The sequence below is a fragment of the Streptomyces sp. NPDC031225 genome, from assembly GCF_055570355.1.
The window spans coordinates 1-23,480 of sequence record NZ_JBVIHJ010000030.1 but is presented as its reverse complement, the minus strand read 5'-3'; the positions used below and the strand labels follow the sequence as shown (position 1 = coordinate 23,480).

The following is a 23,480-nucleotide window of genomic DNA, read 5'->3' as shown; positions in this document are numbered from 1 at the left end:
CCCCGTGTCAAACGGGAAAAGCCCGCAACGGCCACTCGAACGGTAACCCGACTACCGCCATTCCTGCCGCCCGGAGTCCTCACCGGCCTTTTCGAGCTGATCCGGAGGGCGATCCCCCAATTACCGGTCGAGCTGCTCGCGGAGGCTTCCCGCCGGGCGTCCTAGAGACGGGTGAGGCACCATGCGGCGAGGGCCAGCGTGCTGAGCGCGGCGAGGGTCGCGAAGGCCGCGGATGCGACGGGACTCACACCGTGGGCGACGGGTTCGCGATGGCGTACCCGGGCCGCGGTCCACACCAGCAGCCCTCCTCCGAACAGGGCGAACACCACTCCCGCGAAGACCGCCGGTCCGCTCTCCATGGTTCCCCGTGCCCCTTTTTCCGCCGGCTGTGTGTGCGCCTTCCATGAAGGCTGGCACGCGCGGACGGCGGACAGGCGAACCCCGGGTGAACGCCGGGCCGACACGGCCACGGACCCCTCGGACCGCTCCCGGCCGACCGCCCGGACCGTGCCCCGGCCGGTCACGGATCCCGTCCGATTCTCGCCCGGTTCTCACCCGAATCCCGCTCGGATCCCGCCCGGATCCGTTCGACTCCGACCGGTTCTCGCCCGTACCCGGCCGACCGCGCCCGACTTCGACCCGGCGTGCATCGGATCCGGTCCGGTGGTGGCCGACCGGTTTCGGACCGCGCCGGGCGGCGGTGTCCTCCCGCTCGACTTCGTGTCGTCGGTCAGGCTCACCGCGCACAGCCGCGTAGCCGTCGTCGAGCTGCTGGGACGGGGAAACCAGCAGTCGCCGACGCTTATCTGACCGGCCCACAGATCCGTACCCGGGTCCCGGGAACGGCCCGCCTCGCCGCATGTCGCGGCATGCCGACCCGGGACGAGACCCGTCGCACGGAGCACTGTCGACAGGGCAAGCACACAGGCCTCAGCAGCGCGAGGGCGTCCCAGCGGCGGCGCGCCCCGACACCCACAGCGGTACCGCGCCCACAGGGGTACCGCGCCCCGGCCCGCCTCCCGTGGCGGCAGGTCACGCCGGCTCCAGGAACCCCTGCTCCACCAGCAGCCGGATCTGCGCGGGCGTACGGTCGCGCAGCATGACCGGGTCCTCGCCCATGAGCTGGGCGATCGCGTCGAGGATGCGACCGGCGCTCAGCGAGCCGTCGCACACGCCGGCGAAGCCCGCGCCCACCGTGTCCACCTTGGTGGCCCGGCGCATCCCGCGGTGCTGACGCAGCACCACGTGCTCCGGGTCCTCGGCGCCGGGCAGCCCGACCTGCTCCTGGACGATCTCGGGCACGAGCGTGAAGTGGGCCTCCAGCAAGGCGGCGTCGTCCTTGGCGCGCAGGTAGTCGAGACGCTCGAAATGCGTCCGGACGGTGTCGCCGAGCGGCTGCTCGACCGGGTGCGGCCATTCCTCCACGGTGATCGAGGGCACCGCGGAGCCCGTCCTGCGCAGGGTGATCCAGCCGAAGCCCACGGCCTTCACCTTGCGCGCCTCGAACTCGTCCAGCCAGGCGTCGTACAGCGCCTGGTACTCGGCCGGGTCGCCCCGGTGGTCACCGGCGTCCCTGAGCCAGAGCTCGGCGTACTGCGTGACGTCCTGCACCTCGCGCTGCACGATCCACGCGTCGCACCCGCGCGGCACCCACGACCTGAGCCTGTCCTGCCAGTCCTCCCCCGCGACGTGCTGCCAGTTGGCGAGGAACTGCGCGAACCCGCCCTCGTTCAGCAGCTCCCCCGCCCCCTGAACGACCGAGCGGCACAGATCGTCCCCGCCCATCCCGCCGTCGCGGTACGTCAGCCGCGCGCCGGGCGAGATCACGAAGGGCGGGTTCGACACGATCAGGTCGTACGTCTCCCCCTGCTTGAGCGGCTCGAACAGCGAGCCCTCCCGCAGATCGGCCGCCGGGGCGCCGGACAGCGCCAGCGTGAGCGCGGTGATGTGCAGCGCGCGCGGGTTGAGATCGGTGGCCGTCACGCGCGTGGCGTGCTGTGCCGCGTGCAGGGCCTGGATCCCGGAGCCGGTGCCGAGGTCGAGGGCGGCGCCGACGGGCGTGCGCACGGTGATGCCGGCGAGCGTCGTGGAGGCACCGCCGACGCCGAGCACGACGCCCTCGTCACTGTTGCCGATGCCACCGGCGCCGCCTACGGCACAGCCCAGGTCCGACACGATGAACCAGTCCTCGCCGCCGGGTCCGCCGTACGGCCGTACATCCACCGTGGCCGCCACCTCGTCCCCGGTGCGCACCAGCCACCCGCTCTCCAGACACGCGTCGACGGGCAGAACGCCCTCCACGCGCGTGTGCGGCACCGGTTGCTGGAGGAGGAACAGGCGGACGAGGACCTCCAGCGGGGTGTCCCCGCGGGTGGCCCGGAGCGCGGGCACGGTCTCGCTGCGCGCGAGGGCCGCGTACGCGGGCGCGCCGAGCAGTTCGAGCAACCCGTCGGCGGTGAAGGAGGCTCCGAGCAGGGCGTCCCTCAGCCGGGCGGTGGCGTCGGGGCGGCCGGAGGCAGGGGCGGCGGGCAGCGTGGGCAGACTGGAGGTACTCACGCCCCCATTGTGGCCCGCGCCCGCCCCGTCGGAACGCCCCGCGGAGCGACTCGCGGGCCCACTCGGTCGACGGGACCCGAGGGACCCACGGGGCCCACGAGGCCCGAGGGAACTCCGCGGACGGTCAGCTGTCGGTGGCCGGGGCCGACGGGTCAGCTGTCGGTGGCCGGGGCCGACGCCCCGGCGGAGGCGGAGACCTGCTTGCAGCCCGGCTGGTCGGCCAGCGCCTGCTTGGTGTCGCCGGACTCCAGCTCCTTCAGCGCGGCGAGGGCCGTCTGACGCTGCGCCTCCACCTTCTGCATCTGGGCCGAGACGTCCTTGAGCCCGGTCGCGAACTTCGCCTGGTCCTTGGTGTTGAGCCCGTCCACCTGAGTCTTCATGTCGGCGTAGGACGCCGAGAGGGCGTTGAGCCGGCTGACGGCGTCCTGGAGCTTCTTCGCACCGTCCTCGGCACCGGGCGGCGCACCGGCGTTCTTGATGACCATGGCACGCGCCTTGTAGCCGTCGGACAGGTCCTGGAAGGCCTGGGAGTCGGCCTTCTGGAGCTCCGCGGGGGTGCTCTCGGTGTCCTCGGCCGCCTTGGTGATCGCGTCGTAGGCCGCCGTGATCTTCTTGTTCTGGGCCGGCACCAGGTCGCAGACCTTCTTGGCCCAGGCGTCGAGCTCCTTGTTGTCCTCGCTGCCACCGCACCCTGTCAGCGTCAGTACCAGTACCGCACCGCTGGACAGTGCGGCCGCAAGCTTCTTGTTCACCGGATCGGTCCCTTCCATGGCCTCTCAGCCCCCGGACCTTACACAGCGCACGCACGGCACCCACGCACCGAATATCACATACAGACCCTTTTACGACTGTTTACACCAGGCGAGACAAGCCTCACGGCCGATCGGCGGGCGCGCACAAAGCGGGCGGGCGGCGCATGAACACGCGCCGCCCGCCCGCCCCTTGAGCTGGGGCTCGTCGAAGGGCCTACGAAACCACCGCGGGATCCGCCGACTTGGCCGCCTTCTTCTCGTTGTCTTCGTCACCCACGGCGATGCCGCGCCGTTTGGAGACGTAGACCGCGCCGGCGATCACGAGGAACGCGAGCACGGCGACGAAGATCCGCACGCCGATGCTCTTGTCGTCGCCGTAGCTGAACTTGATCACCGCGGGCGCGATCAGCAGCGCCACCAGGTTCATCACCTTCAGCAGCGGGTTGATCGCGGGGCCTGCGGTGTCCTTGAAGGGGTCGCCGACGGTGTCGCCGATCACGGTCGCGGCGTGGGCCTCGCTGCCCTTGCCGCCGTAGTGACCGTCCTCGACGAGTTTCTTGGCGTTGTCCCAGGCACCGCCGGAGTTCGCCAGGAACACCGCCATGAGCGTGCCCGTCCCGATCGCGCCCGCCAGGAACGAGCCGAGCGCGCCGACGCCGAGCGTGAACCCGATGAAGATCGGCGCCAGCACGGCGAGCAGACCGGGTGTGGTGAGCTCGCGAAGGGCGTCCCGGGTGCAGATGTCGACGACCTTGCCGTACTCCGGCTCCTCGCTGTAGTCCATGATCCCGGGATGTTCGCGGAACTGCCGCCGCACCTCGTACACCACGGCCCCCGCCGACCGTGACACCGCGTTGATCGCCAGCCCCGAGAAGAGGAAGACGACCGCCGCGCCCGCGATGAGGCCGACGAGGTTGTTGGGCTGCGAGATGTCCATCATCAGGCTCATCGGCGCGCCGTTCCCGCTGAGCTTCTCGCCGACGTCCTGCGCGCCGGTCGTGATCGCGTCACGGTACGACCCGAAGAGCGCCGCTGCCGCGAGGACCGCGGTGGCGATGGCGATGCCCTTGGTGATGGCCTTGGTGGTGTTGCCGACGGCGTCCAGGTTGGTGAGCACCTGCGCGCCCGCGCCCTCGACGTCGCCGGACATCTCGGCGATGCCCTGCGCGTTGTCGGAGACCGGCCCGAAGGTGTCCATGGCGACGATCACACCGACCGTGGTGAGCAGGCCGGTGCCGGCCAGCGCCACCGCGAACAGCGCCAGCATGATCGAGGTGCCGCCGAGCAGGAACGCCCCGTAGACGCCGAGGCCGATCAACAGGGCGGTGTAGACGGCCGATTCGAGGCCGATGGAGATACCGGCGAGGACGACGGTGGCGGGCCCCGTGAGCGAGGATTTGCCGATGTCCTGGACCGGGCGGCGGGTCGTCTCGGTGAAATAGCCGGTCAGCTGCTGGATGACGGCGGCGAGCAGGATGCCGATCGCCACCGCGACGAGCGCGAGGATCCGCGGGTTGCCGTCCCTGCCGCTGATCGCCGTGTCGGTGACGCCGTCGAGGTCGGCGTACTTCCCCGGGAGGTAGACGAAGACGGCGATCGCCACCAGCACGAGCGAGATCACCGCGGAGATGAAGAACCCGCGGTTGATCGCGGACATGCCGCTGCGGTCGGAGCGGCGCGGCGCGACCGCGAAGATGCCGATCATCGCGGTGATCACACCGATCGCCGGGACGAGCAGCGGGAAGGCGAGTCCGGAGTCGCCGAAGGCCGCCTTGCCGAGGATCAGCGCGGCGACGAGGGTCACGGCGTACGACTCGAAGAGGTCGGCCGCCATGCCCGCGCAGTCGCCGACGTTGTCGCCGACGTTGTCGGCGATGGTCGCGGCGTTGCGCGGGTCGTCCTCCGGGATGCCCTGCTCGACCTTGCCGACCAGGTCGGCGCCGACGTCGGCGGCCTTGGTGAAGATGCCGCCGCCGACCCTCATGAACATCGCGATGAGCGCCGCACCGAGACCGAAGCCCTCCAGGACCTTCGGCGCGTCGGCCGCGTACACCAGCACCACACAGGAGGCTCCCAGCAGACCGAGCCCCACCGTGAACATGCCGACCACACCGCCGGTACGGAAAGCGATCTTCATGGCTTTGTGCGAGACGGCGGTGAGATCCTTTTCCGGCTCGCCCTCCGCCGGAGTGGCTTCTCGCGCCGCCGCGGCCACACGCACGTTGCTGCGTACGGCGAGCCACATGCCGATATAGCCGGTGGTCGCCGAGAACGCCGCGCCGATCAAGAAGAACAGGGATCGGCCCGCGCGCTGATTCCAGTCGTCCGCGGGCAGCAGCATGAGCAGGAAGAACACGACGACGGCGAATATGCCGAGCGTGCGCATCTGGCGTGCCAGATAGGCGTTCGCGCCTTCCTGGATGGCCTTCGCGATCTTTTTCATGCTGTCGGTGCCCTCGCCGGCCGCAAGCACCTGGCGTACCAGGACACCCGCCACCACGAGCGCCGCCAGGGCGACGACCGCGATGACCGCGACCAGCACCCGGTTGTCGTCGGTGAGCACCGCAGCCGCGAGGGTTGTTGTGGGCTGGTCCAACTGATCAGGGGTAGAAAGCCCCGCCATTCGTCCTCCTTGACGCTTGGGCTGAGCTCAAGATTGTGGACGGATTGTAGGTACCCCGCTCTGATCAAAACAGGGCGCGGGAAACGGAATCTGCCTTTACGGAACCTGAAAGCAGTAATGCCCCGAAGGCATTGGCGATCAATTCACTGATCATTCTTCGACCACCCGCCCGATCGTGAATCAATTCACGAAAAGCATCGCACCAGACCACTGTAGGCACAGAGAGCTCACGCCGACATGCGGAAGGGCCCCACCGGGTGGTGGGGCCCTTCCGCATGTCACGCCGAGTCGAACAAATATGGGAATAAAAAAGAGTGAAATCAGGGAAGCGTCGCGGCCGGCGGTGTGGTCGGCCAGGTCATACGGATCTGACCGCCGTGCTCCCCTGCGGTGACCTCGACGTCGTCGACGAGGCCGCTGATGACCGCGAGGCCCATCTCGTCCTCTTCGGCCTCGGCATCGAACTCCTCGCCCGCGGCGCCCGGCGCCCGGTCACCCGGGGCGGAACGCGGCGCCTCGTCGCCGACCTCGATGGAGAACTGCTTCTCCTCCTCGATCAGCAGCACCTGGACCGGCGCGGTGATGCCGCCGCTCTGGTGCAGTCCGACGGCACGGGTGCAGGCCTCGCCGACAGCGAGTCTGACCTCGTCGAGAACGGCCTCGTCCACCCCGGCCCTGCGCGCAACCGCTGCCGCCACCAGTCGGGCGGTCCTGACGTGCTCGGGCAGCGCGCTGAAACGGAGTTCAACGGTGGCCATACGTCCCCCTCGGAACTACGGGCGTGCTGTCGAGGGACCGGGCCGCCGAAAGCCCGGACCCCCTCCTGTACATCTGTCGACGTCCTGCTGCCGTCCCGGGCATGGGCCCGGGAAACCGGTCAGTCGGTCGCCGCCACCGCTTCCTCGACCGAGGTGTGGATCGGGAACACCTTGGTGAGGCCGGTGATACGGAAGATCTTGAGAATGCGCTCCTGGTTGCAGACCAGGCGCAGCGAGCCCTCATGGGCACGCACCCGCTTCAGGCCGCCGACCAGTACGCCGAGTCCGGTGGAGTCGAGGAAATCCACGCCCTCCATGTCGACGACAAGGTGGAAACTGCCGTCATTCACCAGCTCGACCAGCTGCTCGCGCAGCTTGGGCGCGGTATATACGTCGATTTCGCCACCGACCCTGACGATCGTGCGATCGCCGACGGTCTCGGTCGACAGGGACAGGTCCACGGATCCTCCAGCACCTTGCTATCGAGCGGTCGCCCCTCGGGACACCTCGGCAGAGCCCCCGGGACGGTTCGCCAGCCGCGATGGCATTCAATCACTTACCGGCAGGCGTGCACGACGCCTTGGTCCCATTGTCCGTCACGCCAGTGACACACTCGGTGCCGATGGCCAAGAATCTCCGATCCGATCGACCCTCGACGGACCCCGGTTCCCGCCCCGCACCGAGCACGGTCCTCGGCCGGCTCGCCGCGGGGCCGGGCCGGGCTGCGCGCATCACTCATACGGAGCACTTGCCCCCACGTGAGGGCCGCCATGCCGTCTGGCCCGACCGGATCCGTCCGGAGGTCATCGCGGCCGTCCAGGCCTGCGGTATCGAACACCCCTGGGCCCACCAGGCACGCGCGGCGGAGCACGCCCTGGACGGCGAGTCGGTCGTCGTCGCCACCGGCACCGCCTCCGGCAAGTCGCTGGCCTACCTCGTGCCGGTCCTCTCCACCCTGCTGGACGGCTCGGAAGCTCCCAACGGGCGCGGCGCCACCACGCTGTACCTGGCGCCCACGAAAGCGCTGGCGGCAGACCAGTGCCGCTCGGTGAAGGAACTTTCACAACCGCTGGCCAATTCGGTGCGCCCCGCCGTCTACGACGGCGACACGCCGTTCGAGGAACGCGAGTGGGTCCGCCAGTACGCCAACTACGTGCTCACCAACCCGGACATGCTGCACCGCGGGATACTCCCGTCCCACCCGCGCTGGTCCTCCTTCCTGAAGGCACTGAAGTACGTCGTCATCGACGAATGTCACACCTACCGGGGCGTCTTCGGCTCCCACGTCGCCCAGGTGCTGCGCCGGCTGCGCCGCCTGTGCGCCCGCTACGGCGCCTCTCCCGTCTTCCTGCTCGCCTCCGCGACCGCCGCCGAACCGTCGGTCGCCGCCCGCCGCCTCACCGGCCTCCCGGTGGTCGAGGTCGCCGACGACGCCTCCCCGCGAGGGGAACTGGTGTTCGCTCTCTGGGAGCCCCCGCTCACCGAGATGCAGGGCGAGAAGGGCGCGCCGGTCCGCCGTACGGCCACCGCCGAGACGGCCGACCTGCTGACCGACCTCGCCGTGCAGGGCGTGCGCTCGGTCGCCTTCGTCCGTTCCCGGCGCGGCGCCGAACTGATCGCGGTGATCGCCCAGGAACGGCTGGCCGAGGTCGACCGCTCCCTCGCCCGGCGCGTGGCGGCATACCGCGGCGGCTACCTTCCCGAGGAGCGCCGCGCCCTGGAACAGGCGCTCCATTCGGGAGAGTTGCTGGGCCTCGCCGCCACCACCGCCCTGGAACTCGGCATCGACGTCTCCGGGCTGGACGCCGTACTGATCTGCGGTTACCCCGGCACCCGCGCCTCCCTGTGGCAGCAGGCGGGCCGGGCCGGACGATCCGGCCAGGGGGCGCTGGCGGTCCTGGTCGCCCGCGACGACCCCCTGGACACCTTCCTCGTCCACCATCCCGAGGCCCTCTTCGACCAGCCCGTGGAGTCCACGGTCCTCGACCCCGACAACCCGTACGTCCTCGCCCCGCACCTGTGCACCGCCGCGGCCGAACTGCCCTTGACGGACGAGGACATGGAGCTGTTCGGCCCGGCGTGCGAGGAGCTGCTGCCCCAGCTGGAGTCCGCGAAGCTCCTGCGCCGCCGCACCAAGGCCTGGCACTGGACCCGGCGGGAACGGGCCGCCGACCTCACCGACATCCGCGGAGAGGGCGGCCCGCCGATCCAGATCGTCGAGTCCGGCACGGGCCGCCTCCTCGGCACGGTCGACGCGGGAGCCGCCCACACCACCGTCCACGAGGGCGCGGTCCACCTCCACCAGGGCCGCACGTACCTGGTGCGGTCGTTGGACCTGGAGGACTCGGTCGCCCTGGTCGAAGAAGCGAACCCGTCCTACTCGACGGTCGCCCGCGACACCACCTCCATCACCGTCCTGGAGACGGACACCGAGATCCCCTGGGGCGACGGCCGCCTGTGCTACGGCTCCGTCGAGGTCACCAACCAGGTGGTCTCCTTCCTCCGCAGACGTCTGATGACCGGTGAAGTGCTCGGCGAGACGAAACTCGACCTCCCTCCTCGTACGCTGCGCACCCGCGCCGTGTGGTGGACGGTCACCGAGGACCAGCTCGACGAGGCCCGGATCAACCCGGAGATCCTCGGCGGCGCCCTGCACGCCGCCGAACACGCCTCGATCGGCCTGCTGCCCCTCTTCGCGACCTGCGACCGCTGGGACATCGGCGGCGTGTCGGTCCCGCTCCACCCCGACACGCTGCTGCCCACGGTCTTCGTCTACGACGGCCACCCGGGCGGCGCGGGCTTCGCGGAGCGCGCCTTCCACACCGCCCGCGCCTGGCTCACCGCCACCCGTGAGGCCATCGCCGCCTGCGAGTGTGACGCCGGCTGCCCGTCCTGCATCCAGTCCCCCAAGTGCGGCAACGGGAACGACCCGCTGCACAAACGCGGCGCGGTGCGATTGCTCACGGTGCTGCTGCGGGGAGCGCCGGCCGAGGGGGCGAGTGCGGAGGCGGGGGTGCCTGGGGTGCCGGGGGCGAGGGCATCGGCGCCCCGTCCGGGCCAGGTGGAAGCGGAACCCCCGGCGGGACCGGCCCCGCGGGCCCCGCGCGTGCCCTGATCTCCGCCGTGAACGGCCCTCTCCCGGAAGCCGCCGTCACGTCCGAGATCTCCCCGACCACCGAGCACCGCACGAGCCGCGCGCCCTGGGCCCTCGCCACCCCCTCCGCCCGGGCGCAGGCCGCCCCGGGACCGTCGGACCAGTGATCCGCCGCTGCCAGCGCCGCGAGATCCGCGCCGCCTGCCGCCCGGTGCCGTACGACGACAGCCTGCCCCAGCGCCAGCACACCCCCGAACACCACGCACAACACCGCGATGGCTCCGACACTCCAGACGGTGGCGGACCCGCGGTCAGCCCGGCCAGCGGCGGCGTGGGAGCCGACGAACCGGGCGACAGCGCGACGGCCCTTGTCGAGGCAGGCAACGGCGAAGCCGGCGAGAACGGCACGGATCTCGGCGAGCCGGTCGCCGCGGAACCGGACCAACGCGTGACGGCCGTCGGCCCGACCACCGTCGGCAGACCGGACGAGCACCCGACCGTCGACCCGACGACCGTCGGCAGATCGGACGAGCACCCGGCCGTCGGCCCGACCACCGTCGGCAGATCGAACGAGCACCCGACCGTCGGCCCGACCACCGTCGGCAGATCGGACGAGCACCCGGCCGTCGGCCCGACCACCGTCGGCGAACCGAGCGGTGGCAGACGCACCTGCACCTGCACCTGCTCCGTTCCGCGCAGGGACCACCCCGTGCCCCGAGGCACCACCCCTCGCCGCCTCGCCACTCATCCCCCTGCCTCCACCGTCACCGTCTCCTCCGCCAACGCCACGGCCTCCTCCCGCACTTCGAAGGGCAGGCCGTGCAGTGCGGGAGGTTTCGCCACGACCACCACACGGACCCGGTCGCCCTCGCGGGTGACCGCGACCTGCGCATCGCGCGGGGCCGTGTCCCGGGCCACCTGGACGACCGCGTCGGCGGGGTCCTGACGGGCCGCCGCCCGAGCACCTGCCCGGGCGGCGTCCACGCACTGGATCTGTGCGGCCACCACGAGCAGCCCCCACACCAGCGCCATCGCGAACATCACCAGCACGGGCAGCACCATGGCCGACTCCGCCGTCACGAACCCCTGGTCCGCCGCCCGTTCACGCCTTCGCATCGAGCGCCCGCTTCACGATGGCCTGGAGCTCCGCACTGACGGCCCCGCTCGTCACCACCTTGTAGAGCACCACCGCGAACGCCACCGCCGCGACGATCCCCATCGCGTACTCCGAGGTGACCATCCCCGCGTCCTCGCGCACCGACCGCGCCCCGCACATCGTCCTGCACACCAGGGCACGCATCCGCGCCCATACCGTCTTGCACATCTCAACCCCCGTGAGGATCAGTCCCGTTGATTACCTGTCTGCCTGCTGATGGGCCGGTTCACCGGCCGTCGTCCGTCATCGCCCACCTCCTCCCAGCACTCCGCCCGCGAGTCCGATCACGATCGGCAGTACGCCGACGGCGATGAACGCGGGCAGAAAACACAGCCCCACCGGCGCGGTGACCAGTACTGCCGCTCGACGTGCCCGTGCCGTCGCGGCACGTCCCCAGTCGGCGCGGGCGTCCGCCGCGAGCCCGGCGACCGGTCCGGCCGCGGGCGCCCCGGTCACGTCGGCGCGTGTCAGCAGCCGCGCAAGTGGTTCGGCGCCCGGGGTCGTGGCGAGCCTTCGCCAGGCTTCGCCCGGCTCACTGCCCAGCCGTACCTCCGCCGCCCCGCGCGCGAGTCCCTCTCCCACAGGCCCGCCCAGTGCCTCGCCGACGGCCTGTGCCGCGATCACCGGGCCGGCGCCCGCCGCGATACACGCGGCCAGCAGATCTGCGGCGAGCGGGAGTTGGCGGGCCGCCTCACGCAGGTCGGCCTCCTGGACACCCACGCCGGCCGCCTGCCGGAGCCGCCACCGCCACAGGCCCGCCGCGACGACCAGCCCGACCACCACACCGGGGACTCCGCCGACCAGAACCCACCCGGCGCACCCGGCCCCGGCCACGGGCAGCCAGCGCCGCAGGAGTTCCCGCCCCTCGGTCCGCGGACCCTCGGCCGTGGCCTGCACGGCAGCCAACAGCTCACCCAGCCGCCGCCGCAACCTCAGCTCCCGCCGTACCGCGGCGACCCATCGGGCGAGCCAGGCGACGACCATCGCGATCCCCACGACCACCCCCAGCCTGTGGACAACTTCCGCGCTCACGCCGCCTCAGCTCCCCGCACGATCCGCATCGCCCACCACATCCCGACGCCCTCCAGCAGACCGCCGACCAGGAGACAGCCCAGCCCGCTCCCGGTGTGCAGCAGAACGTGCAGGGGGTCGGCGCCGAGGGCTGCACCCAGGCCCAGCCCCAGGGCCGGCAAGGCGGCGAGCATCCATGCCGTGGACCTCGCTCCGGCCAACTGAGCACGCAGATCCGCGCGTTGATCCCGCTCGGCCCGCAACGCCCCTTCGAGCCGGTCCAGCCCGGCCGCGAGGCCCGCGCCCTGGTGCACAGCCACCCGCCAGCACGCGGCAAGCCCCAACAGCCCTTCAGCTCCCGGCCGCCGAGCCCCGGCCGCAAGCGCCCCCGGAACATCCCCGCCGAACCGGGCCGCTGCCAGCACGACCGCCTGCGCATCTCCGAGCCCACCCGACTCCGGCTCCCCGAGGCCGGCCCGCAGCCCGCGCGACCACCGCCCACCCGCCCCCGGCCTCCCGAGGCGCCACCCCCCGACCTCACCGGCTCCAGGCGCCGACGCTCCAGGCCCGGGCCCGCCCGACCCCGCTCCGCCAACCGCCGCCCCCTCGAAGTCCCGCACGGCCCACACCAGCGCCTCCCCCGGCTGCCGCCCGGCCCGCACCTCTCCGGCGACCGCCGCGCACAGCGTGATCACCGCGTCCGTACGCCGCTCCCGTACTCGACGCGACTCCCGGGCCAGCCGCACCCGCCGCAGCAACGGCACCCCGGCCGCCCCTGCGAGGACCGGCAACACCGAAGCGCCCAGCACGCCGAGCACCAGGCCGCCGACCGCCGCCCACCACTCGAATCCCAGTCGTCCACGAACCCGCCGCAGTTCCGCCAGCAGTTGCTGCCACGGCGGTGGCCCCACCCCCGCCACCCCATCGCCCCCGAACAGCGCCTGCGCCCGCCGCACCCCGGAACGGCGGCCACCCGACAGCCACACGGCCGCTCCGAGGCACCCCACGGCCACCCCCATCGACCCCACCGACATCTCACTCATCCCGATCACCACGCCCTCTCACCGTCCGGGCCGTCATCGGCCCTCAGCAGCTCCCCGACGGCCCGGTCCGCGCCGTCGTCCCGCAGTCACGCGCCCAGCCCCTCCAGCCCTCGCATCGCGCCCCCGAGCAGCTCCCGCAACCGCTCCCACCCACGCTCGTACGCGAACGCCTCCGCGCCCCACCGCAGCGCCGGCACCGTCCGCACCAGGCCCGAGGAGTCCCGCTCCAGTACGCGCACCTCAGCGATCCGCCGCCGCCCGGTCCGGTCGCGCACGAGGTGCAGCACGACCGACAGCGCGGCCGCCAACTGGCTGTGCAGCGCGGCCCTGTCGAGCCCGGCGGCCGTCCCCAGCGCCTCAAGGCGGGCCGGGACATCGGCCGCCGCGTTGGCGTGCACGGTTCCGCAGCCGCCTTCATGGCCGGTGTTCAACGCGGCCAGCAAATGGACCACTTCAGGCCCGCGGACCTCGCCCACGACCAGCCGGTCCGGCCGCATCCGCAGTGCCTGCCGCACCAGGTCCTCGAGCGTGACGAGCCCGGCGCCCTCCTGGTTGGCGGGTCTGGTCTCCAGCCGTACGACGTGTGGATGGTCCGGCTTGAGCTCCGCCGAGTCCTCCGCAAGCACGATGCGCTCACCCGGCCCCACGAGCCCCAGCAGCGCGCTCAGCAAGGTCGTCTTGCCGGTGCCGGTCCCGCCGCTGATGAGGAAGGACAGCCGCGCGTCGAGCAGCGCCCGCAGGACCCGGTCTCCGCCCGGCGGTACCGTGCCGGCCGCGACCAGCTCGTCCAGCGTGAACGCACGCGGGCGTACGACCCTCAGCGCCAGACAGGCACAGCCGACGGCGACCGGGGGAAGCACCGCGTGCAACCGCGTCCCGTCCGGCAGCCGGGCGTCCACCCAGGGCCGTGCGTCGTCGAGGCGCCGCCCGGCCACCGCGGCGAGCCGCTGCGCGAGTCGTCGTACGGCGGCCGCGTCCGGGAAGGAGACGGCGGTCAGTTCGAGTCCGCCACCCCGGTCCACCCAGACCCGGTCCGGGGCCGACACCAGGACGTCCGTCACCGACGGGTCGGCGAGCAACGGCTCCAGGGGGCCGCTGCCGACCAGTTCGGACCGCAACCGCTCCGCCGCGCCGAGCACTTCGGCGTCCCCGAGCACCCGCCCCTGCTCCCGCAGGGCCTGCGCCACCCGCGCGGGTGTCGGTTCGGCCCCGCTCTCGGCCAGCCACTGCCGTACGCCGTCCAGCAGCCCGGCAGCCGTGTCCACGCCCGCCGCCGAGCCCGCCGCGGAAACATCCGTCCGGCCCGCGTTCCCGCCCCCCACCGCCTGCCACGCGGTGGCTTCGGTCAGCGGTTCATCGGCCCGCGCCCATCCGAGGTCCGCGCCCTCACCCTCACCGGCCGGCCACCGCCCGACGACACCGCCGACGGACTCACTCGCCCGCCACCGAGCGACAGCGGCAACCGAGCCACCCGCCCGCACCGGCTCGACAGCCCGGCCAGAGGGCTCCCCGGCACACCGCCGTTCGACAGCCCTGTCCGCCGACGACCTCTCCGCCCGTCGCCGCCCGACCACCGAGCCTTCCGGCCCCGCGCTCGTCCACCCGCCTTCGAATGCGCCGCTCATGCCACCCCCGCCTCCGTCAACGCCCGCTCCCAGAACTCCTTGCAGAAGCGGGCCAGCGGCCCCCGGACAGCCGCTCCCGGCGGCGCCTCGCTCCCCTGCGGCCGCTGCAGCGCCGACTCGACCGGCACCTCGCCCAGCAGCGGCAGTCCCAGCAGCCGGGCCACCTCGCGGTCGTCGAGGCCGGGTGCGTACGGGCCCCGTACGGCCACCCGCAGGTCCCGCAGGACCATGCCGACGGCGGAGGCCACCCGGCCGGCCGCGGCGATGGCGCGCAGTTCTGCGGGGACCACGAGGATGCCGAGGTCGAGCTGGGCGAGCGCCTCGGCGACGCCGTCGTCGAGGCGGCGCGGCAGGTCGACGACGACAGTGCCGCCCCGGCGCCGGGCCGCGGCGAGCACCGCGCGTACGGCCTGCGGCGGGACGGCGATGCGGTCGCCGCGGTCCCAGCTCAGCACCCGCAGCGAGTGCAGCCGCGGCAGCGACTCCTCCAGGGCGCCGCCTCCGACCCGCCCGCGCGAGGCGGCGAACGCGGGCCAGCGCAGCCCCTCGGTGCCCTCGCCGCCGAGGAGTACGTCGAGTCCGCCGCCCAGTGGATCCGCGTCCACGAGGAGTGTGCGCAGGCCTTCACGCGCGGAGGTGACGGCGAGGGCACACGCGAGCGTGGAGGCTCCGGCCCCGCCCCGGCCGCCGATGACACCGACGGTGAGGGCGGGCCGGCCGACGCCCTCGGCGACGTCGGCGATGCGGTCGACCAGCCACTGCTCGCCGTCGGGGAGCACGAGGACATGGTCGGCGCCGATCTCGACAGCCCGTTTCCACACCCCGGAGTCGTCCTGGTCCCGGCCCACGAGCACCACCCCGCGCCGACGGGCGGTCCCGCGGACGCGCCGGGCGGCGTCGTCGCCGACCAGGACGAGCGGGGCGGCCTCCCAACTGCCTCTGCGCTCCGGCACTCCGTGATGGACCTCGGGTTTCGCCCCGGCCGCCGCGCACAGGCGCAGCAGGTCGTCCAGCAGATCCTCGTCCTCCGTGACGATCAACGGCTGTCCCTGCCGCCCTCCGGCGGCGGGCGGCAGATCGTGTGTGACGGCTGCGGCCACGGTCCTCATCCCCCTTCACCGCGACGCGCGAGAACCCGCGCGTCGCTTCTCCCACGCGGCCCCTGAGGCCCCGCGATTCCCAAACATGTGAAGAACCGGCAAGCGGTCTCCATATGAGCGGCCGATACGAACCGGCCAAACACACCCGGCTAACCGGAACCGGCCATGAAGTCGGCCCGAGCGGGATGCGTGGGAATCACGGTGCAGGGATCCCGGAAATCATGTGGATCTTGGTCGATAACTGTGGACAACTCAGCGGCTGTGAATATCGCCATCACCCATACCGGTGAGCCCCGCGCCGCCTGTGTACAACCTCCACAGAGCAGCGCTCCAGCTACGCACGGTGACGAATCATGGACATGCGAAAGAGGCGGCCGAAGCCGCCTCGAAGCGGTCCGAGGACCGCATGCTCATGAGGAAAAACCCACCCGGACATGCGACGACCCCCACCGGGGGGGAGAGTGGGGGTCGCCTTCACGGCCGACTCGGGGGGGGAGGAGCCGGACCGCGTTAGCACGGTCGCGAACGATCCGTGACTTCCATGGTGTACCCGAGAGCCCTCTCAGGCAAACCCACGCGCCTCACCTTACGCCGAATGGGCTGCGCCTATGCTCGGGGTCGTGGATAACCACTCGATGCCCCGCACAGCCGCCTTCTTTGACCTGGACAAGACGGTCATTGCGAAGTCGAGCACGCTCACGTTCGGCAAGTCGTTCTACCAAGGCGGCCTGATCAACCGCAGGGCCGCCTTGCGGACCGCCTATGCCCAGTTCGTCTTCCTCGTCGGCGGTATGGATCACGACCAGATGGAGCGCACCCGCGAGTACCTCTCCGCGCTCGTGCGCGGCTGGAACGTCCAGCAGGTCAAGGAGATCGTTGCCGAGACGCTCCATGACCTGATCGACCCGATCATCTACGACGAGGCCGCCTCCCTCATCGAGGAGCACCACACCGCCGGACGCGACGTGGTCATCGTCTCCACGTCCGGCGCCGAAGTGGTCGAGCCGATCGGCGAACTCCTCGGCGCGGACCGGGTGGTGGCCACCCGCATGGTCGTGGGCGAGGACGGCTGCTACACGGGCGAGGTGGAGTACTACGCGTACGGCCCGACGAAGGCCGAGGCGGTCAAGGAGCTGGCGGCGTCCGAGGGGTACGACCTGGAGCGCTGTTACGCCTACAGCGACTCGGCGACCGACCTGCCGATGCTGAGGGCCGTGGGCCACCCGCACGCGGTCAATCCCGACCGGGCACTGCGCCGTGAGGCCTTCGCGCGCGGGTGGCCGATTCTCGATTTCCACCGGCCGGTCCGGCTCAAGCAGCGGCTGCCCGGATTCGCCGTACCGCCCCGCCCGGCGCTCGTCGCGGTCGCCGCGATAGGAGCCGCGGCGGCCACTGCGGGCCTTGTCTGGTACGCGAATCGGCGCCGGTCACCGGTGGCCTGAGGCGGTTCGGACCACTTGGCGTGCATTTGCGGATAAAAGTAAAGAAGCGCTGCCAGGGGTTCCGCTTGCTCCGGTCCAGGAGTACAAAGGGGTTAACGGCCCGCGAGACCAAGGACATCCGAAAGGATCACCTTAAAAACGCATTTGGCCCCACGGACCGAGCATGAACACCAGGCACCCACGCGACGTCGACCCGTCGATTACGGGCCAGCCGCACCAGGTGACGGGCAGAGTTCCCGACCTGATGGGCAATATATCGAGGACGCTTGGTAACCAGGTGAACATGCCAGCGGCGGTACGAATCCTCGTACCGCCGCAACCCTGTTCCGGGGCCTTTTAGGCCGCCCCGCGCTGGAGCGCCTCGCACACCGCCGTCGACTCACGGGCCCCCAGTTCGATCGCCCTGCCGCAGTGGGCGATCCAGGCGGCCATGCCCTCGGGGGTGCCCGAGACGTATCCGTCGAGCGCCTCCAGATAGGCCGCGCGGCCCAGTTCGGCGTGACCGACCTCCGCCGGGCAGACCGACTTCGGGTCGAGACCGCTGCCGACCAGGACGATCCGCGCCGCCGCGCGCGCGACCAGGCCGTTGTACGAGACGAAGGGCCTGAGGGCGAGCAGTTCTCCCTGTACGACGGCGGCGGTGACCAGGGCGGGGGCGGAGCCGCCCGCGATGATCAGCTCGGACAGACCCTCCAGCCGGCCCGAGACCTCTGCCGCGCCCGGCAGTGACAGCTCGATGAGCGGCTCCTGGACCGCCTCGCCCGCCTGGCGCGGACGCCCGATCTCCTCCCCGTCGGTGGCCGCGGCCACCAGGTGCAGCCGGGCCAGCACGCGCAGGGGCGACTGCCGCCAGATGGACAGCAGTTGGCCTGCCTCGGCGGTCAGCCTCAGGGCCGCACCCATGACCCGCGCCTCGTCGTCGACACCGAAGTCCGAACGCCGGCGCACCTCTTCGAGGGCCCAGTCCGCACCGGACAGCGCGGCTGAGCCGCGGGCGCCGCGCAGGGCCGCCTCGGAGGTGATCTCGTTGCTGCGGCGCCGCATGACCCGGTGTCCGTAGACCCGGTCCACGGACTTGCGCACGGACTCCACGGACTCGGCCACGCCGGGCAGCGAGCCCAGGGCCGCGAGCGGATCGGCGGTCGCGCCTGTCGTACTCATGAGTACGAGATTACGCATTCCAGCCCCACACCCCTCGATGGAGTGGTCTTCTTCACGCACACCTGACACGTACAGCCATGTCACGACTACGCTTCGTGAACATGAAAATTGCTTTCGTCGGGAAGGGCGGCAGCGGCAAGACCACCCTGTCCTCCCTGTTCATCCGCCACCTCGCGACCACCGGGGCACCGGTGATCGCCGTGGACGCCGACATCAACCAGCATCTGGGACCGGCGCTCGGTCTGGACGACGCGGAGGCGGTCGCACTGCCCGCCCTGGGCGACCGGCTGCCGCTGATCAAGGAGTACCTGCGCGGCAGCAACCCGCGGATCGCGTCCGCCGCGGAGATGATCAAGACCACTCCGCCCGGCGAGGGCTCGCGGCTGCTGCGGGTGTGCGAGGACAACCCGGTGTACGACGCCTGCGCCCGCCCGGTGGAACTCGACGGCGACGTGGTCCGTTTGATGGTCACCGGCCCCTTCACGGACGCCGACCTGGGGGTCGCCTGCTACCACTCCAAGACCGGAGCGGTGGAGCTGTGCCTGAACCACCTGGTGGACGGGCGGGGTGAGTACGTCGTGGTGGACATGACGGCGGGCTCCGACTCCTTCGCCTCCGGCATGTTCACCCGCTTCGACATCACGTTCCTCGTCGTCGAGCCGACCCGGAAGGGGATCTCCGTCTATCGCCAGTACAAGGAGTACGCCCGGGACTTCGGGGTCACCCTGCAAGTCGTCGGCAACAAGGTGCAGGGTCAGGACGACCTCGACTTCCTCCGCGCCGAGGTCGGGGACGACCTGCTGGTGACGCTCGGGCACTCCGACTGGGTGCGCGCGCTGGAGAAGGGCAGGCCACCCCGGTTCGCACTCCTGGAGGACGTCAACCGCCGCGCCCTGCACCGGTTGCGGACGGCTGTCGACGCGACATACGACCTGCGGGACTGGGAGCGCTACACCCGGCAGATGGTGCACTTCCATCTGAAGAACGCCGAGTCCTGGGGCAACGAGCGCACAGGGGCCGACCTGGCGGCGCAGATCGACCCCTCGTTCATGCTCGGCGAGGGCGCGGTGACGGCAGCGACCGTCTGACGGTTACTGCTTCCTGGCCGCCGGTGCCCCCGGTACGCCCTTCGGTGCCGGGGCGGGGCTGCCGGACAGGAAGGCCGGCCAGCCCTGCTTCGGCGCCTCGCCGACCCCCAGGGTGCTCAGCTTCTGCAGGGTCTTCGGGTCCTGGGCGTCCAGCCAGTCGGAGAGCTGCCGGAAGGAGACACAGCGCACGTCGGGCTTGTTGCACACCCGCTCGATGGTCTCCTTGACGGCCCGCATGTAGGTGCCGCCGTTCCAGGACTCGAAGTGGTTGCCGATGATCAGGGGCGCGCGGTTGCCGTCGTAGGCCCGGTGGAAGCCCTTGAGCAGGCCGTCGCGCATCTGGTCGCCCCAGAACTCGTACTTGTTCGGGTCGCCCTGGGTCCTGGTGCCGGACTGGTTGACCATGAAGTTGTAGTCCATGGTGAGCTGCTCGTAGGAGTGCCCGGGAAAGGGCACGAGCTGCATCGACAGGTCCCACAGGCCCTGCTTCTTCTTCGGCCAGAGCTGCTCGTTGACGCCGCTGGTGTCATAGCGGAAGCCGAGCTCGCTCGCGGCCCTCATGAAGTTCTTCTGGCCTTCCAGGCAGGGTGTGCGGGCGCCGATGAGCTCCTTGTCGTAGTCGAAGGGCAGCGGGGAGGCCTTCTTCATCCCGGTGTTGGTCTTCCAGGACTTCACGAACTTCTTCGCCTGGGCGATCTCGTCCTTCCACTCCTCGACCGACCACTGCCCGACCCCGCCGCCGCTGCCGCAGAAGTGGCCGTTGAAGTGGGTGCCGATCTCGTTGCCCTCCAGCCACGCGAGGCGCAGCTGCTTGACGGTGTCGGCGATGCCCTGCTCGTCGTTGAAGCCGATGTCGGAGCGGCCCGGAGAGTGCTGCGGCGGCTTGTACTCGTCGCGCTTGTCCTCCGGCAGCATGTACACGCCGCTGAGGAAGTACGTCATCGTCGTGTGGTTCGCCTTGGCGACCTCGCGGAAGTGGGAGAACAGCTTCTGGCTGTCCTCGCCCGCGCCGTCCCAGGAGAACACCACGAACTGCGGGGGCTTCTGACCGGGCTTCAGGCGCTCGGCTCTGGGCAGGTGCGGCTGGGCTCCGGTGTACGAGGTGGAGCCGTCGCCGATCAGGCGGACCACGCGCTTGGGGGGTGCCTGGGCCGGCTTCGCCTTCTGCGGACCGGCTGCCCCTCCCTTTGAGGCGTCGGTCGCGCAACCGGCCAGTGAGGCGGCACAGACCGCGGCGACCACGACTCCCGCAGCAATCCTCTGGGTGGCGGCCATGTTCCGCCCACCTTCTTCCTTCTCTCGGGGCCAACGACAGCGCCGCCAAGTTCGCATGGGACCGAGAATGAATTAATACGACAAGCCGATGAAATTGCCACTTCACACATACAGGTGATTCGTTAGACCATTTGACCGGAAAGTCTATGCCTGGCCTTTACTCTGCATTACGATCCATTTACCGAGCGTTGATTCATCCCGCCGCTGCACGCCGTGACCCACGGCCGCGACCCGACCCTCCGTCACCGACGGGGGACCACCTGTTCCGCGACCGCGCTGCCCCGGAGGAGACGGGAAAACATGTCAGCCTGCGTCCCCACCCGCGCCACCGACCCGAGCGACTCGGACCCTACGAGGCGCACCCACCGACCCCACAGCCCGCCGCCGACACCGCCCCGCCGCTTCCGCATCGCGGGCGCCGACGTGTCGGCCTCGATCGCGGTCTTCCTGATCGCCCTGCCCCTGTCCCTCGGCATCGCCCTCGCCACCGGCGCGCCCCTCCAGGCCGGCCTCGTGGCCGCCGCCGTCGGAGGGATCGTCGCCGGCCGGCTCGGCGGCTCCCCGCTCCAGGTCAGCGGTCCCGCCGCCGGACTAACCGTGGTCACCGCCGACCTGATCCACCGCTACGGCTGGCGGACGACCTGCGCCATCACCGTTCTGGCCGGAGTGGTCCAACTCTGCCTCGGCTGCCTGCGCGTGGCCCGCACCGCGCTCGCCGTCAGCCCCGCGATCGTGCACGGCATGCTCGCCGGCATCGGCGTCACCATCGCCGTCGCCCAGCTGCACATCGTCCTCGGCGGCACCCCGCACAGTGCCGTCCTCGACAACCTCCGCGCTCTGCCCGCCCAGTTGGCACGCGTCCAGCCGTCCGCGGTGTCGGCCAGCGTCCTGACCCTGGTGCTGCTCTTCCTCTGGCCGCGCATCCCCGGCCGGGCCGGCCGTCTGCTGCGCAGGATCCCGGCCGCCCTCGTCGCCGTCGGCGGAGCGACCGTTGCCGCCTCGCTCGCCGGGCTGACCCTGCCCAGGGTCGACCTGCCGTCCTGGAGCAGCCACGCCCTGGCAGGACTGCCCGAGGGCCCTGTGCTGGGCCTCGTCGCCGCCGTGCTCACCACCACGCTGGTGTGCAGCGTGCAGTCGCTGCTCGGCGCGGTCGCCGTGGACAAGCTGGTCGCGGGCCGCCCCGATCTGCTCGCCGCCGGCCCCGGCACCGGCCGCAGCGCCCGTGTCGGCCGCTCCCAACTGGACCGCGAGTTGCTGGGACAGGGTGCCGCCAACATCGTCTCCGGCACGCTCGGCGGACTGCCGGTCGCCGGTGTGGCGGTGCGGAGTTCGGCGAATGTCCAGGCGGGTGCCGTCAGCCGGAACTCCACGATGCTGCACGGCGTTCTCGTAGTGATCGCCGCGCTGCTGATGGTCCCGGTCCTGGAGTTCATCCCGCTCGCCTCGCTCGCCGCCCTGGTGATGGCCGTCGGCATCCAGATGGTGTCCCTGCACCACATCCGCACGGTGACCCGCCACCGAGAAGTGCTGGTCTACGCCGTCACCACCCTGGGCGTGGTCCTCCTCGGCGTCCTGGAGGGCGTCACGCTGGGGATCGCCGTCGCCGTCGCCGTCGCCCTGCACCGCCTCACCCGCACCCGCATCACGCACGACGAGAGAGAGGGAGTCCATCACGTACACGTACGAGGCCAGTTGACGTTCCTCGCGGTGCCCCGGCTCAGCAGGGCCCTGCATCTCGTCCCTCAAGGGGCCGACGCGGTCGTGGAGTTGGACGGGTCGTTCATGGACCACGCGGCGTACGAGTCGCTCCACGACTGGCAGAAGACGCACACCGCGCAGGGCGGCTCGGTCGAGCTGACCGGCCGCAGACCGGGCACCCGGATCGCCGAGCCGTCCGATTCCGCCGACTGCCGCTGCCGTCCCTGGACGGCCTGGCGCAACCACCAGTGCGAGCGCCCGAGCGCGCCCGCCGCAGCACGGGCCGAGGCGCCCGGTGAGCCCGGTACAGCACCCGGTCCGAGCGCGCCCCGTGAGTCGAGCGGACGTGAACTGGCCCGTGGCATCAGCGCGTTCCAGCGCAACACCGCACCGATCGTGCGGGGCGAGCTGGCCCGGCTGGCGCGCGAGGGCCAGCAGCCGTCGCAGCTCTTCCTCACCTGCGCCGACTCACGGCTGGTCACCTCGATGATCACCTCCAGTGGTCCGGGCGACCTCTTCGTGGTGCGCAACGTGGGCAACCTCGTTCCGCTGCCCGGCGAGGAGAGCGGGGACGACTCGGTGGCGGCCGCGATCGAGTACGCGGTGGACGTCCTGAAGGTACGGTCCATCACCGTGTGCGGTCACTCCGGCTGCGGCGCCATGCAGGCGCTGCTCAACTCCGAGCCGGGCGGCGCCCAGACCCCGCTGAAGCGGTGGCTGCGGCACGGGCTGCCGAGCCTGGAGCGGATGGCCGACGACAGCCGCCCCTGGGCGAGGCTCGCCGGAAGGGCCCCCGCCGACGCGGTCGAGCAGCTCTGCCTGACCAACGTGGTGGAGCAGCTGGAGCACCTCAGCGCCCATGACTCGGTCGCCCGGGCCCTGCGCGAAGGGGCGCTGGAGCTGCACGGGATGTACTTCCACGTGGGTGAGGCGCAGGCGTACCTGCTCAGCGGGGCGGGTGGGGACGGGCAGTTCGACCATGTGGAGGCGGCGACCGACCTCCCGGTGTGAACCTCGCGGTGGGGGGGGGGGGGGGCGGGGGGGGGGGGGACGGCCCGGGGGGGGTGGGGGGGGGGGGGGGGGGGGAGGGGGAGGCGG

General features: G+C 71.5%; 18 protein-coding genes and 1 pseudogene. 4 read left to right on the top strand and 15 right to left on the bottom strand.

Annotated features, from left to right (window positions below):
- Positions 1-161 precede the first annotated feature (161 nt).
- From ACZ48Z_RS37845 to bldG, 6 genes are all read right to left on the bottom strand, one after another.
- Positions 162-359 carry a hypothetical protein gene (locus tag ACZ48Z_RS37845; protein ID WP_468740441.1) on the bottom strand — a complete coding sequence of 66 codons (198 nt, stop codon included), beginning with the start codon at positions 357-359 and terminating at the stop codon, positions 162-164.
- A gap of 673 nt (positions 360-1,032) precedes the next feature.
- Entirely contained in the window at positions 1,033-2,556 is a 1,524-nt protein-coding gene (locus tag ACZ48Z_RS37840; RefSeq protein ID WP_468740440.1) for a DUF7059 domain-containing protein, read from the bottom strand.
- 152 nt (positions 2,557-2,708) lie between these two features.
- Entirely contained in the window at positions 2,709-3,326 is a 618-nt protein-coding gene (locus ACZ48Z_RS37835; protein ID WP_468740439.1) for a small secreted protein, read from the bottom strand.
- Between the two features lie 196 nt (positions 3,327-3,522).
- Positions 3,523-5,931 carry a sodium-translocating pyrophosphatase gene (locus ACZ48Z_RS37830; protein ID WP_468740438.1) on the bottom strand — a complete coding sequence of 803 codons (2,409 nt, stop codon included), beginning with the start codon at positions 5,929-5,931 and terminating at the stop codon, positions 3,523-3,525.
- Positions 5,932-6,251: 320 nt separating this feature from the next.
- The gene (locus tag ACZ48Z_RS37825) at positions 6,252-6,689 is read right to left on the bottom strand and encodes an ATP-binding protein (RefSeq protein ID WP_468740437.1); all 438 of its coding nucleotides are present in this window, start codon (positions 6,687-6,689) and stop codon (positions 6,252-6,254) included.
- Between the two features lie 119 nt (positions 6,690-6,808).
- Positions 6,809-7,150, bottom strand: coding sequence for an anti-sigma factor antagonist BldG (gene bldG, locus ACZ48Z_RS37820; protein WP_006132569.1), 342 nt, complete (start codon positions 7,148-7,150; stop codon positions 6,809-6,811).
- A gap of 80 nt (positions 7,151-7,230) precedes the next feature.
- On the opposite strand from bldG, the gene ACZ48Z_RS37815 reads away from it, so the two are divergent.
- On the top strand, positions 7,231-9,804 hold the full coding sequence (locus tag ACZ48Z_RS37815; RefSeq protein WP_468740436.1) for a DEAD/DEAH box helicase: 2,574 nt from the start codon (positions 7,231-7,233) through the stop codon (positions 9,802-9,804).
- Between the two features lie 40 nt (positions 9,805-9,844).
- Here the strand turns inward: ACZ48Z_RS37815 and ACZ48Z_RS37810 are convergent.
- The 7 genes and pseudogenes from ACZ48Z_RS37810 to ssd form a co-directional block, all read right to left on the bottom strand.
- Positions 9,845-10,531 (bottom strand): annotated as a pseudogene (locus ACZ48Z_RS37810) (Rv3654c family TadE-like protein); the annotation flags it as partial.
- A complete protein-coding gene (locus ACZ48Z_RS37805) occupies positions 10,528-10,899 on the bottom strand; it encodes a TadE family type IV pilus minor pilin (RefSeq protein WP_468740435.1) in 372 nt (123 codons plus the stop codon). The gene ACZ48Z_RS37805 and the pseudogene ACZ48Z_RS37810, both read right to left, overlap by 4 nt.
- Positions 10,886-11,107, bottom strand: coding sequence for a DUF4244 domain-containing protein (locus ACZ48Z_RS37800; protein WP_468740434.1), 222 nt, complete (start codon positions 11,105-11,107; stop codon positions 10,886-10,888). The genes ACZ48Z_RS37805 and ACZ48Z_RS37800 overlap by 14 nt, the downstream gene beginning before the upstream one ends.
- Positions 11,108-11,182: 75 nt before the next feature.
- Complete coding sequence (locus tag ACZ48Z_RS37795) at positions 11,183-11,971, bottom strand: type II secretion system F family protein (RefSeq protein ID WP_468740433.1); 789 nt, start codon at positions 11,969-11,971, stop codon at positions 11,183-11,185.
- Complete coding sequence (locus tag ACZ48Z_RS37790) at positions 11,968-12,993, bottom strand: type II secretion system F family protein (RefSeq protein ID WP_468740432.1); 1,026 nt, start codon at positions 12,991-12,993, stop codon at positions 11,968-11,970. The genes ACZ48Z_RS37795 and ACZ48Z_RS37790 overlap by 4 nt, the downstream gene beginning before the upstream one ends.
- A gap of 86 nt (positions 12,994-13,079) precedes the next feature.
- Positions 13,080-14,315 carry a TadA family conjugal transfer-associated ATPase gene (locus ACZ48Z_RS37785; RefSeq protein WP_468740531.1) on the bottom strand — a complete coding sequence of 412 codons (1,236 nt, stop codon included), beginning with the start codon at positions 14,313-14,315 and terminating at the stop codon, positions 13,080-13,082.
- Between the two features lie 299 nt (positions 14,316-14,614).
- Positions 14,615-15,727 (bottom strand): septum site-determining protein Ssd, encoded by a 1,113-nt coding sequence (ssd, locus tag ACZ48Z_RS37780; protein ID WP_468740431.1) that lies wholly within the window; start codon positions 15,725-15,727, stop codon positions 14,615-14,617.
- Positions 15,728-16,326: 599 nt separating this feature from the next.
- Between ssd and ACZ48Z_RS37775 the strand changes: the two genes are divergently transcribed.
- Entirely contained in the window at positions 16,327-17,160 is an 834-nt protein-coding gene (locus ACZ48Z_RS37775; protein WP_468740430.1) for an HAD family hydrolase, read from the top strand.
- A 336-nt stretch (positions 17,161-17,496) separates the two neighbouring features.
- Here the strand turns inward: ACZ48Z_RS37775 and ACZ48Z_RS37770 are convergent, their stop codons facing one another.
- Positions 17,497-18,321: an oxidoreductase gene (locus ACZ48Z_RS37770; RefSeq protein ID WP_468740429.1), complete on the bottom strand. Its 825-nt coding sequence runs from the start codon at positions 18,319-18,321 to the stop codon at positions 17,497-17,499.
- 101 nt (positions 18,322-18,422) lie between these two features.
- On the opposite strand from ACZ48Z_RS37770, the gene ACZ48Z_RS37765 reads away from it, so the two are divergent.
- Positions 18,423-19,409 (top strand): ATP-binding protein, encoded by a 987-nt coding sequence (locus ACZ48Z_RS37765; RefSeq protein ID WP_468740428.1) that lies wholly within the window; start codon positions 18,423-18,425, stop codon positions 19,407-19,409.
- Positions 19,410-19,412: 3 nt separating this feature from the next.
- On the opposite strand, the gene ACZ48Z_RS37760 is transcribed toward ACZ48Z_RS37765, so the two are convergent.
- The gene (locus tag ACZ48Z_RS37760) at positions 19,413-20,684 is read right to left on the bottom strand and encodes a polysaccharide deacetylase family protein (protein ID WP_468740427.1); all 1,272 of its coding nucleotides are present in this window, start codon (positions 20,682-20,684) and stop codon (positions 19,413-19,415) included.
- Between the two features lie 300 nt (positions 20,685-20,984).
- Between ACZ48Z_RS37760 and ACZ48Z_RS37755 the strand changes: the two genes are divergently transcribed.
- Entirely contained in the window at positions 20,985-23,393 is a 2,409-nt protein-coding gene (locus tag ACZ48Z_RS37755; RefSeq protein WP_468740426.1) for a bifunctional SulP family inorganic anion transporter/carbonic anhydrase, read from the top strand.
- The last annotated feature ends 87 nt before the right edge of the window (positions 23,394-23,480 follow it).